Below are 12,675 nucleotides of genomic sequence, written 5' to 3' on the forward strand. Positions count from 1 at the left end.
GCGGCAAGCACTGCGCGTTTCGAGGAGACACGTTATGGATCCGATACTTGCCGGACTGTCGAATTCATTGCCTCAAGCCAAGACGGTTGAGCAATTGACCCGCCCGCTGCTGGATATGTTGGGCAGCGTCACCGGGCTGGAATCCACCTACCTGACCGCCATCGACCTGAAAGCCGATTTGCAGCATGTGCGTTTCGCCCGCAACGTGGGCCAGATGCAGATTCCCGAAGGACTGTCGGTGCCGTGGTCGGACACGCTATGCAAACGGGCGTTGGAAGAAGGGCGCATGTGCACAAGCGATGTCGCCGCCTGTTGGTCGGATTCCGATGCCGCGCGCCAGTTGGGCATCCAGACCTACGTGAGCGCGCCCGTGCGCACGGACGAAGGCATGTTGCTTGGCACACTGTGCGCGGCCAGTGCGAAACAACATCAGATCCCGCCGCAGGCCGAGGCCGTGTTGAAGCTGTTTTCCAACGTGATTGCCAATTTTCTGGAACGTGAAATGTTGATGGAGCAGTTGCAGGCCGCGAATGTTCGACTGCTGTCCTACGCCCTGACAGATCCGTTGACGGGCCTGCCCAATCGCCGCGCCCTATACGAAGAACTGGAACGGCTGGAAAAACGTGCGCTGCGCGAAGGCGGCAGCGTGCTGGTCGGTCTAATTGACCTGGACGGGTTCAAGGGTATCAACGACACCTACGGCCACCAGCAGGGCGATGTGTTCCTGCAAGAGATTTCCCGGCGATTGGCCAGCACCCTGCGCACGTCCGACATGCTGGGCCGCATCGGCGGCGACGAGTTTGTGCTGATCGGCCCCGGCCCCGTCATCGAACGCGGCAATATCGGCCCGGGCGGCGAGGCGCAACGCGGCGAAGCCGAAGACGCCGCCCGCGCGCTGGAAGAACGCGCCACGGCGGCCACCATCGGCCGCTATCAACTGGGCGATGCGGCCGTGCTTTATGAAGGCGCCAGCGTCGGCGTGGTGGCGGTCGACCCGCGCGGCCTGGACGCTGAAGCCGCGGTCCGTCTGGCCGATGCACGCATGTACGACATCAAGCGGGCGCGCAAAGGGGCGCGGACGATACATTGAGGGCTTCTTCAAGCGCATGCCGGCGCACGGAACGCCGTTCTCCCAATTCGTAGGATGGGTGAAGCGCGAGATGCCAGCGACAAGAACGCCACCGCCTCAACGCGCGCAACCCATCAGGCAGCATCGCGGTTCTTTTAATCTTCCGTCACAACGCAACGTCTGTTTGATGGGTTGCGCGCGTTGAGGCGCTTGGGTTTTTGCCTTGAGTCTTTCGCGCTTCACCCATCCTACGCCGTGCCCATCATCGATACCCGCGCTCTGCCGCCGACCACTTCAACGTCTTGCGCCACTTGCCGCCTTGCTGGCGCCGCGGGCCTTGTCCAGCGAGGGCACGGTGGTGTCTGCCCATGCTGAAGGCTCGTGCAGCGCGCAGGCCAACAGGGGGGACAACAATAGCGAGGCGAGACGGATGCGCATGGGTCGGGAGCGGGTCTCGGTGAAGGAAGTCGGCGCAGGATAGCCCGGGTGCCCGTTTCAGAGCGTTGAACTCTGTTTCTATTCTGTAAGTGGATTTCATGCAGAATGGCGCGCTGCGCTTTCGGCACTAGCCGCAAAGCCAAACCGGCAGCCCTTGCAAGAGAGAAGAATGCAATGACATTGGCACGTTCCGCATGTTCCGCAGGTTTCGCAGTAAAGGGCCTGTTGCTGGCCGGCGTTTTCGCGCTGTCCGCGCCGGCGATGGCGATCAATTGCGCCAAGGCTGGCACCGCCGTCGAAAAGCTGATCTGCGCCGACAAGGCGACGGTAGCGGCTGATGCCGGGCTGAACCGCGCTTACCAGGCGATCTTGAAGCAGGCGCCGGACGACAGCATCCGCGCGATGCTGGTCGCCAGCCAGAAGCGGTGGCTTGAAGCGCGTGACCGCGCGCTGGACCGCCTGCTCACGGACCAGGACGCCGTGCCGGATGACAAGACCGCGGGCGAGATTGCGCGCGAACTGATCGAGAACCGCCGCGCGCAGTTCCAGGAAACCGGCAAAGGGTCCGCCACGCCCACCATGATTCGCCGGGCGGTTCAGCAGCAGCAGTTCCAGTCCCAATTCACGGGCGGCGCGTTCGCGGGCTATTGGACGTCTTGCGACGTGCTGCCGCGTGATTACGTCGACTACGCCTGCTTCGCGATTCGCCACTACCAGAACAACGATCGCGTGTGCTCGGTGGACGAATCCTGGGCGTCCGGGGCGGTCTACACCAAGCGCTACGTCGCCAATGTGGTTAACGGCAAACCGCGAGTCATCGCGTCCTGCTCGTTCAATAGTGCCGACGAAGCCTGCGCCACCGTCGGCGATACGAAGGCGAATTGGAACCGGGAGCCGGAAGCGCCGAAATATGTGTATGCCGACACGCCCTTGCCGAAGGTGGATGGCGAAATCGATGCGTCGGACGATGCCGAGTGGGTGCAGGCCTGCCTGACGAACCCGGCGTATCCGCCAGTGCAATAAGCCAGTACCGGGTTCAGTCCACCTTCCAGCCCCACTTCTTGAAGATCGCTTTGCCGTCATCCGAGGCCAGGTAATCCACAAACGCCTGCGCCTGCGGATGCTGCTTGCCACGTTGCGTCACCACAGCGCCCGCGTCGCGATAGATGCGGTACGGTTGTTCGACCTCCACCATGCTGGCCAATGCCGGGTTCGACACCTGCCAGATATTCCAGATCAGCCAGGCGTCGATGCTCTTGTCTTCCGTCCATTGCGTGCGTGCCATGGCGCTGTTGGCGGCTTCGGGCAAGACCAGGTTGGCGCGGAACGCGCGCACCGTTTCAATGTTGCCCAAGCGGCCCGCCACGTCTTCCCACAAGCCTGTTTGCCCCGCACCCGCCACGGCCATCACCTTGATGCCGGGCTTCAGCAAATCCTTGAAGCCGCTGATGCCCTTGGGGTTGCCCGGGCGCACCAATATCGCTGACGGGCGCAGGTACAGCGTGCGTGCGTCGCGGAGGTCGAACACGCCGGGCAGGGCGCTGGCAAAGCCGCTCATCATGTTCTCGGCACCGCTGAACAGCACGTCGGCGTCTTGCTTGGCTTTGCCTGCCCAAGCGGGCGTGGGCCCGGCGGTGATGTGGACCTTGACGCCATGCGACCTGCCGAACGCTTCGGCGGCTTCCTTCATGGCGGGGGCTGGGCCGCCAGGGCCGTAGACATTCAGGTCCTGTGCGGCCCACGCAGTCGAGACCGACAGGAAGGCCAACGCGGCGAGGCCGCGGGCATAGGCTGTTAACGACTTCATTGCATGACACCTCATTCAAGTTCCGCCGAATTGCGGCGTGCCATTCGAACAGACGACGCGCATCGCGTGAATATTCCCTTTCACCTGCAAATCTTTCTGTTTTGAGAGGGGGGAGGCGTCTTCGCGTTTTAAAATCCCGCATTGCAGATTTTCGCTGCCGGCGTCGGCCAGCGCGGAACCGAACCGAGAGATATCGATGGATAAGCGACAAGACCTGGAACCACAGGTGATCCAGGAAGGCGCGGCGCAGGCCGGCACGATGCAGACCGACGTGGTGCACACCACGCGGTTGAACACGTCAGACGCCATCATCATCGACATCGACGCCGACTCCACGCTGGGCTACGCCTCGATTCAGAACGCGGTTCCGATCGTTCGGACGTTGCGCGTGACGAATCGCTCGGCGCACACCTTCGAGAATATTGAAGTCCGCCTCCGCTGCAACCCCGCTTTTGCCCAACCGGTGACGCTGCGCTTTGACGTGTTGGTGCCCGGAGAAATCCGCCGGATTTCCCCGCTGGACCTGACGCCTGACCACAGCTACGTGGCCGACTTGCAAGAAGCCGTGCGCGCCAGCATCGACGTCGTGGTGCAGTCAGGCACGCAGGAAATCGGTCGGGCTTCACAAGCGATTTCCGTGCTGGCGTACGACCAATGGGCCGGCACGCGCGCCTTGCCGGAATTGCTGGCGGCGTTTTCCATGCCGAACAATCCGGCCGTGGACGGGCTGATCGGCAAGGCGTCCAAGCTGCTGCGCGCGCAGCACGCCGATCTGCAGATGAACGGCTACCAGTCCAAAAGCCGCGACGTTGTGTGGAAGCAGGTGTCCGCCATCTACAGCACGCTGGCGGCCGAATCGCTGCATTACGCCGAGCCGCCCGCCTCGTTTGGCGTGGACGGCCAGAAGATCCGCACGCCGGACCGCATCATGGACGCACGGGTCGCAACGTGTCTGGACTTGGCGATGCTGTTCTCGTCCTGCCTGGAGCAAGCCGGCTTGCGCCCGGTCATCCTGATGAAGGACGGGCACGCCTGGGTGGGCGTGTGGTTGCATCAGGCCTGCTTTGCAGACCCGTTGACGGACGACGTGCAGGCGGTAAGAAAGCGCGTGGACAGCGGCGAATTCCTGGTCTTCGAAACGACCGGCATCGCGCAGCATCCCAACTTCCGGCCGTCGTTGCGGCGCGCGCTGGAGCAGGGCGCGGCGCATTTGCGCGAAGAGGGCACCTTTCGCTACGCCATCGACGTGCATCGCGCGCGTGAATTGCAGATCAAGCCGCTGCCGTCGCGTGGGGTGTCGGTTGCGCCGACAGATGCGGATGACGCCGAGCTACCCGCCGCCATCGAACCCACCCCCGACCTGCCGCCGCTGGACCCGGAGTTCGTGATCAGCCTGGAGCCCGCCGACGACACGCCGGAAGGCCGGCTGGCCAAGTGGAAATCGCGCCTGTTGGACCTGACGTTGCGCAACCGTCTGCTGAATTTCAAGCTGACCAAGTCCACCTTGCCGCTCGTCGTGCCGGATCTGGCCAAGTTGGAAGACGCCATTGTCGATGGCAGCGAATTCCGCATACGCCCGTTGCCCGCCGCCTTGATGGACGGCAGCGATCCGCGCATGGCCGAGGTGCACGTGGGCCGGGGCGGCCGCGCACCGCTGGACGATATGGCGCTGGACGCATTGGGCAACAAGGAATTGATTGCGCGCGTCACGCAGGAAGCGCTGGACGCCAACCTGCTGACCATCTTCGGCGCGGCGCGCACCGGGCAGGAAGAGGGCGGCGCCAACACGCTGTACCTGGCGATGGGCATGCTGCGCTGGACCGAAAGCCCTGGCGCGGAAAGCGCGCATCTGGCGCCGCTGATCCTGGTGCCGGTGTCGTTGCAACGGCAGTCGGTGCGCAGCGGCTTCCGGTTGGTGCGCCACGACGACGAGACCATCATCAACCCCACGTTGTTGCAGATGCTGCGCAACAACTACGAGCTGCGCATTCCGGGCCTGGACGTCCTGCCCGCCGACGACAAGGGCGTGGACGTAGCGCGCGTGTTGCAGGCGTTCCGGCTGGCCGTGCGGGAAATCGCGGGTTGGGAGGTGCTGGAACAGGTGCATCTGGGGATCTTCTCGTTCACCAAGTACCTGATGTGGAAAGACCTGCAAGACCGCACCGAGCAGTTGAAAGCCAACCGCGTCGTCAGACATCTGATCGATCACCCCGGGCAGGCGTTTGCAAAAGAACCGTTTGATCAACGCTTTGATCGCCTGGACGACAGCTACAAACCCGAAGACCTGTTGACGCCGCTGCTATCCGATTCGTCGCAGTTGAAGGCGATCTGCGCGGTGGACGCGGGTCGCGATCTGGTGCTGGAAGGGCCGCCGGGCACGGGCAAGAGCCAGACCATCACGAACCTGATCGCGCATCTGCTGGCGCGCGGCAAGACGGTGTTGTTCGTCTCGGAAAAAATGGCCGCGCTGGAAGTGGTGCATCGCCGTTTGGCCAATATCGGACTTGGCCCGTTCTGCCTGGAACTGCACTCGTCCAAGGCTCGAAAATCCGAGGTGCTGCAACAGCTTGGAAAGGCGCTGGACCACAGCGGCCAGCGCACCGGCGATGATTGGGCGCGTGAAGCCGAGCGCCTGACCGTGCTGCGCCAGGACTTGAACGGTTTGGTCGACGCGCTGCATCACACGCATGCCAACGGCCTGACGGTGTATGACGCCATCGGCACCTGCATCCAGAACGCGGGCAAGGAGCCGTCACCGATGTTCTGGGCCGACGCGCAGGCGCATCAAGTCAAAGACCTGGCGCAATTGCGCGAGACCGCGCGTCGCATGTCGACCTTGTCCAAGGAACTTGGCGTGCTGCATGGCCATCCGCTGGCGCACATCGGCATGGCCGAATGGAGCCCCAGTTGGCAAGACGCGTTGTTGGCCGCGGCGCAGGCGCTGGAGCAAGCGGTGGCAGGCTTCCAGGCGCAGGCAGAGGCTGCGGGCGAGGGGCTTGGGTTACCGGCGCAAGGCTTGAGCCTGGATTCCTATGCACATCTGGATCAGTTGATCGACGTGCTGCTTGCCGCGCCCCAAGTGCCTGCGGGCCTGGCCACGCAAGCGCACGACCCCGCCGCCCGCTTTCAGGTGCAGGCGCTGGCCCGCCACGGTTTGGCGCGCAACGCGCATTGGGCGCAGGTGGGCGCGCAATGGAACGCGCAGTTGGCCGAGCTTGATGCCAATACGCTGAAGGCCGAATGGTTGTCGGCATGTTCGGCATGGTGGCCGAAGTCCATCTTCGCCAAGGGCGGCATCCGCAAGCGGCTGGCGAGGTATCGCACGGATAGCCAACGCCCGGACGAGGCCGCGATTACCGCGATGCTGACGCCCTTGGCCCTGGTGAATATCGAAGACCGCGAACTGGCGGTGCTGAAGGCAGACGCGCAGCGTTTGCTGCAAGAGAGCTACACCGGTCTGACAACAGATTGGGAACAGGTCCAGCGCCATGAGCAATGGGCGGCGCGCTTTGCCGATGCGGTCACGCAGGTGGCGGGCGATCCCATTTCCGCTGCGGACTTGCGCACGCGCCTGCAAGCGCTGGTGGGTGAAAACCGCGCCTTCCTGCAACCGGGTTCACCGCTGGGCAAGGCCTTGCTGGCGTATCGCGATGCGTGGCGCGTCCAGCAAGATCGGTTGGCGGAAGTCGATGCCTTGGCCAAACCCACCGAGGCACTGGCGGGCGCATCGGACGCCAACGGTGCTCTGGAACGCATTCAGGGCGTGCTGGCGGGCTGGCGCCATAACAAGCAGTTCTTGATGCCGTGGTGCGTATGGCGTCAGGCGCGCGAGCAGGCCATTGCGTTGCAACTGCAAGGTTTGGTCGCTTCTCTTGAGCAGGGCCGCGTTCCGTTGGAGCAGATCGAGGCGCATTTTGAGTTCAGTTATCGCAATTGGTGGGTGAAGAAGGTCATCGACCATACCCCCGTGTTGCGCGCGTTTTCCAGTGCGGACCACGAGCGCAAGATCCGCGAATTCCGCGATGCCGACGACCGCTTCCAGAAGCTCACATCCGCCTACATCTCCGCCGTGTTGGCTGGCAAAGTGCCCGATGGCAATGGCGTGCTGGTCAGCCCGGACAGCGAACTGGGCCTGCTGCGCCGCGAACTGCAAAAGAAGACGCGCCACGTACCCGTGCGCCAACTGATGCAGCGCTTGCCTTCCCTGCTGCCCAAGCTCAAGCCTTGCCTGCTGATGTCGCCCTTGTCGGTGGCGCAATATCTGGACGCCGGTCATTCGCAGTTTGATGTCGTGGTGTTCGACGAAGCGTCGCAGATTCCGGTGTGGGATTCGGTGGGCGCCATTGCGCGCGGCCAGCAAGTGGTGGTGGTGGGCGATACCAAGCAGTTGCCGCCCACAAGCTTCTTCAGCAAGTCCGCGCCAGAAGACGATGGCGTGGGTGACGATGGCCAGGTCGAAGATCTGGAGAGCATTCTGGATGAATGCCTGGGCGCCGACATGAACCGTCTGCGTTTGCAGTGGCATTACCGCAGCAAGCACGAAAGCCTGATCACGTTCAGCAACGTCACCTATTACGACTCGCAGTTGATCACCTTCCCGTCGCCCGTCACGGATGACGTGGCCGTGCGCCTGGAGAAGGTCGCGGGTATCTACGACCGGGGCGGTAGCCGCACCAACCGCCGCGAAGCCGAAGCCATTGTGCAAGGCATCGAGCAGCACTATCTGGACAAGTCGCGCCGCCGCCAAACCTTGGGCGTGGTGACGTTCAACCAGCCGCAGCAATCCCTGATCGAAACCCTGTTGGATGCCCGCCGCCGCGCCAACGCGGAACTCGACAAGGCGATCTCGGCGCAGTCCCGTGAACCGCTGTTCATCAAGAACCTGGAGAACGTGCAGGGCGACGAACGCGATGTCATCTATTTCTCGATCACGTTCGGCCCGGACGCCGCCGGAAAGATGACGATGAACTTCGGGCCGCTGAACGGCGAAGGCGGACACCGCCGTCTGAACGTGGCGATCTCCCGCGCGCGCGAAGGCGTGGTGATCTACAGCACGTTGATGCCGGAACAGATAGACCTGTCGCGGGTGCGCGCACGGGGTGTGCGCGACTTGAAGCACTACCTGGAGTTTGCGCTGAAAGGGCCGCGCGCCTTGGTCGAACAATCGCTGCCGACCGGCCGCGAGCCGGACAGCCCGTTTGAAACCCAGGTCATCAAGGTGCTGCGCAATCATGGCTGGGTGGTGCACCCGCAAGTGGGCTGCTCCGGCTACCGCATTGACATGGGCGTGGTGGACCCGCGTGCGCCGGGGCGCTATCTGATGGGCATCGAGTGCGACGGCCGCGCGTATCACTCGGGCGCTACTGCGCGCGATCGCGATCGCTTGCGTCAGGTGGTGCTTGAAGGGTTGGGCTGGCGCTTGCATCGGGTGTGGTCCACCGACTGGTGGATCAACCCTGAACGAGAGGTGGAGAAGATCCTGGCCCGCTTGAACGCGGAGCTGGAACGCAAGGTCGAGGACGAGCCCGAGGTGGAGGACGCAGAGGCTGAAGGCGAAGCCGAAGTTGAAGCCGAAGCTGCTATTCAAGCGGAAACCGCAATCGAAGCCGGAGCCGATGCCAGAGCCGCTACTAAACCCGAAGGCGCCGTGGAGTTTGTGATCACGACCGAAGAGGGCGATGCCGCGTGGGCGCCGGCGGACAGCGCGAAAGTCAGCGCGGAAGTCAGCGCGGAAGTCAGCGCATCCACGGGCGGCATCGCGACCTATCAACTGGCCGACCTGAGCACTGCCGCCGGTGACCCAGACGCCTTCTACAGCCGCGCCAACAACGCGCAATTGGCGGAACAATTACGCCTGGTCATCGACACGGAAGGCCCCATCGCCGAGACCGTGCTGCACCGTAAAGTCGCCCGAGCCTGGGGCCTGGAACGCACAGGCGTCCGGATCGTTGAACGCTTGCGGACATTAACGCCAATGGAAGTCGGCCAGACGGATGAAGCCGAGGCCACCTTCTATTGGCCCGCCGGCGTCACACCCGAAACCTGGAACGGCTTTCGCGGCGCAAGCGACGACGACGCCACGCGCCGCCGCGTGGATGATGTCTGCATCCAGGAGCTGGCGAACGGCGTGCTGCACGTGCTGGCCATGACCGGCAACGCGCCGAAAGCGGATGTGATCAAGTCAGTGTGCCGGCTGCTGGGCATGTCGCGTACGTTGGCGGATGCGGAAGCACGCATCGCACACGCAATAGCCGGCCTGGCGCAGCGAGGCGTGGTGCGTGAAGAGATGGGGATGTTGCGGGTGGGGTAGGGACTGCGCGCTCTCGGGACCGGGCCTGTCCCGGGCGCGAAGGTTTCAGACTGTAAGCTCGCACCGCGTGCAGGCTCGCCTGGCAAGATTTTGAAACCCTCTGCCCCGCGCTGCGCCTGATCCGTCCATACCGCGGACGTAGAATGCCGCTTTTGATCAGTGCCATACGGCTCATAGGAACGAACCATGAAAAAAATAATCCTACTTGCGTCCGCATGCGCCGCGCTGCTACAGGCTTGCGCTCCCGTTTCGTCTCCCAGCGAAGGATCGTCCTCCATGCCCACTTCTACCGCGACGTCGCCCGCCAGCCAACTGAGCTTGCCCGCGTATTACTGGCGTCTGGTTTCCGCCACCGATGCAGCCGGCAAGTCGATTCCGACCTTGCAAGCGGGCGTTGAGCATCAGCTGCGCCTGGCCTTCACGAAGGATGCCTTGAATATTCGCGGGGGCTGCAATACGCAGTTTGGCGGTTATCGCTATCAGAATGGCGTGCTGCAAGTGGATAACCTGGCGTCCACGATGAAGGCTTGCGAGCAGAGTTTGATGCAACTGGATGCCGAGATCAACGAGCGCCTGAAAGGCGATCTGCGCGCCACGATGTCTGGCGATACGCATGAACCCGCGCTGGAGCTCGTGGGCAAGGACGGCACCGTGTTGAAGTTCGTGGGTGAGCCCACGCCCGAGACGCTGTACGGCAGCGCGGGCCAGATCATGTTCCTGGAAGTGGCTGCCAAGAAGGCCGAGTGCAGCCATCCAATGATTCCCAATTACCAGTGCCTGATGGTACGCGAACGCCGCTACAACGAAGCCGGCGTGCAGCAGCCGACGCAGGATAAATGGCAGCCGCTGTATCAATCCATCGAAGGGTTTGAGCACCAGGAAGGCGTGCGCACCGTGCTGCGCGTGAAGCGTTACGACGGGAAGAACCCGCCTGCTGATGCGCCGTCCAAGGTGTATGTGCTGGATATGGTGGTGGAGCAGGACGCGTCGAAAAAGTAAGCGCAAGGACGTCAATGAAAATGCCGGGCCGTGTAAGCGGCCCGGCTTTTTTTCGTGTGTCGCTCTTCGGTTTCATGACGGCTTGAGCGTTGGCGGATAGGCCCGGCGTGTTCTGAACCAGTGAGCTATCTCGATCGACGGTGCTAGCGACCCCGCGAATGCGTCCTACATAAGGGGCTACAGGCTCGCAGGCGCTCAAAGCGCTACCCATAATGGCCGCATCAAAACAGCCAGGCCGACATGAGCCAGAGGCAAGGAGACCCGATGCAGCCCACTATGCACTCCAACTTGCAGCCCAACTTCCTGCTATTCATCACGGATCAGCAGCGCGCGGATCACGTGGGTAGTTACGGTAACGCCCTGCTGCAAACTCCAGCGCTGGATGCCTTGGCCGCGCAGGGGTGGTCCGCCGACCGCTTCTATGTCGCGTCCCCGATCTGCATGCCCAATCGCGCCACCTTGATGACGGGCCGCATGCCCTCGGCGCATGGGGTGCGCCACAACGGCATTGCGCTATCCCAGCGCGCAACAACTTTCGTTGAACGGCTGCGTGACGCCGGTTACGCCACCGCGCTGATCGGCAAATCGCATTTGCAGAACATGACGGGCATGGGTCCCGCCTGGCCCCCGGCAAACGACAACGTTGCGCGGGGTGAAGCGTGGCGGCCCGAGCCCGGTGACTACGACCAGGAGTGGGGGCCAATGTGGCGCGATCACCCAGGCCATGATGTGAAGACGCCGTTCTACGGGTTCGACACCGTGCGCTTGGCGCTTGACCACGGAGACCAGGTCGGTGGCCATTACGCACGCTGGCTCGCCCGCGAGCATCCGGAAGCGCGGCGGCTGTGGGGGGCCGAGCATGCTTTCAGCACGCCGGAATTCGTGCTGGCCCAACACGGGCAGGCGTGGCGCACGCGCGTTCCCGAGCAATGCTCCACCACCGCCTACATCGGTGACCAAACCATTGCGCAACTTCGCCAGCACGCCAAGGGCACAGCCCCGTTCTTCATCCAATGTTCATTTCCCGACCCGCACCATCCCTACACGCCGTCTGGCAAGTATTGGGATCTGTATCGGCCCGACGATGTGGCGCTGCCTGAATCGTTTCACGCCAGCCGGGGCGCCCATCATCACCCACCCCCGCACGTGGCATGGCTGTATCGGCAGCGCGACCTGAACATGGCGGTCAAGCACACGCCGGCCGTGTTCGCCTGCACCGAACGCGAAGCCCGGGAAGCGATTGCGCTGAACTGCGGTTCCATCAGCCATATCGACGCGACGATCGGCCGCGTCATGCAGGTGCTGCGCGATACGGGCCTGGACGAGAACACGGTGGTCATTTTCACGAGCGACCACGGCGACTTCCTGGGCGACCACCAGTTGTTGTTCAAAGGCCCAATCCACTACCAGGGCCTGATCCGCGCGCCGTTCATCTGGCGTGATCCGCAAGCCGGGCTGACGGCCGCGCGCAGCCAGGCGTTGTGCGCCACGACCGATATCGCCGCCACCGTGCTGGCGCGCGCACGGCTGCCCGCCTACAACGGCATGCAAGGCCAATCCTTATTGCCGTTGATGTCGGGCGCCACTGACACGTTGCGCGATGCGCTGCTGATCGAAGAGGAAGGCCAGCGCACGATGTTCGGCTTTCCCGGCCGCACGCGGATGCGAACGCTGCAAACATCGCGCCACCGCTTGAGCGTGTACGCCGACGCCGATTGGGGCGAGCTGTACGACCTGCACGAAGACCCCCACGAACTGCGCAATCTATGGCACGACCCCGCCGCCGAGGCGCGGCGCGGTGAACTGCTGATGGCGCTGTCGCGAACGATGATCCGCTACGCGGAAACCAGCCCCAACCCCACGGCAATTGCCTGACGCATTCGCCAGGTCGGCGGCTTGCCAGCCGCCGCCACACCGGAGAGCACCATGTTCAAGTCTTCGCGGTTCTTGTTTTGCACGGCGTCATTCATTTGCACGGCGTTGTTCATTGCAAGCGCTTCTGTCGCCGCTACGGCCGCCGCGGCACCGGCCGCCGCCGCTACGGCCGCCGCA

7 protein-coding genes are annotated in these 12,675 nt (G+C 63.5%); 5 read left to right on the top strand and 2 right to left on the bottom strand.

Features of this window, described 5'->3' with window-relative positions; all coding sequences use genetic code 11:
- The first annotated feature begins 34 nt into the window (after nt 1–34).
- Together ELS24_RS06545 and ELS24_RS06550 are read left to right on the top strand one after the other, a co-directional pair.
- Nucleotides 35–1,090, top strand: a complete 1,056-nt coding sequence (locus tag ELS24_RS06545) for a sensor domain-containing diguanylate cyclase (protein ID WP_127183702.1) — start codon at nt 35–37, stop codon at nt 1,088–1,090.
- Between the two features lie 591 nt (nt 1,091–1,681).
- The gene (locus tag ELS24_RS06550; RefSeq protein WP_127183703.1) at nt 1,682–2,530 is read left to right on the top strand and encodes a lysozyme inhibitor LprI family protein; all 849 of its coding nucleotides are present in this window, start codon (nt 1,682–1,684) and stop codon (nt 2,528–2,530) included.
- Nucleotides 2,531–2,543: 13 nt separating this feature from the next.
- Here the strand turns inward: ELS24_RS06550 and ELS24_RS06555 are convergent, their stop codons facing one another.
- Nucleotides 2,544–3,314 (bottom strand): substrate-binding domain-containing protein, encoded by a 771-nt coding sequence (locus ELS24_RS06555; protein ID WP_230693453.1) that lies wholly within the window; start codon nt 3,312–3,314, stop codon nt 2,544–2,546.
- Between the two features lie 196 nt (nt 3,315–3,510).
- On the opposite strand from ELS24_RS06555, the gene ELS24_RS06560 reads away from it, so the two are divergent.
- The 3 genes from ELS24_RS06560 (at nt 3,511) to ELS24_RS06570 (ending at nt 12,498) form a co-directional block, all read left to right on the top strand.
- The gene (locus tag ELS24_RS06560; RefSeq protein WP_127183704.1) at nt 3,511–9,624 is read left to right on the top strand and encodes a DUF3320 domain-containing protein; all 6,114 of its coding nucleotides are present in this window, start codon (nt 3,511–3,513) and stop codon (nt 9,622–9,624) included.
- 276 nt (nt 9,625–9,900) lie between these two features.
- Nucleotides 9,901–10,623, top strand: a complete 723-nt coding sequence (locus ELS24_RS06565; RefSeq protein ID WP_240669461.1) for an META and DUF4377 domain-containing protein — start codon at nt 9,901–9,903, stop codon at nt 10,621–10,623.
- 264 nt (nt 10,624–10,887) lie between these two features.
- Complete coding sequence (locus ELS24_RS06570; protein ID WP_164741222.1) at nt 10,888–12,498, top strand: sulfatase family protein; 1,611 nt, start codon at nt 10,888–10,890, stop codon at nt 12,496–12,498.
- Here ELS24_RS06570 and ELS24_RS31045 read toward each other — a convergent pair.
- Entirely contained in the window at nt 12,459–12,611 is a 153-nt protein-coding gene (locus tag ELS24_RS31045; protein ID WP_205737022.1) for a hypothetical protein, read from the bottom strand. The two genes, ELS24_RS06570 and ELS24_RS31045, sit on opposite strands and share 40 nt — an antisense overlap.
- Nucleotides 12,612–12,675: the final 64 nt, after the last annotated feature.

Origin of the sequence: Achromobacter spanius (genome assembly GCF_003994415.1) — a bacterium.
Lineage (GTDB): Bacteria > Pseudomonadota > Gammaproteobacteria > Burkholderiales > Burkholderiaceae_B > Achromobacter > Achromobacter spanius_C.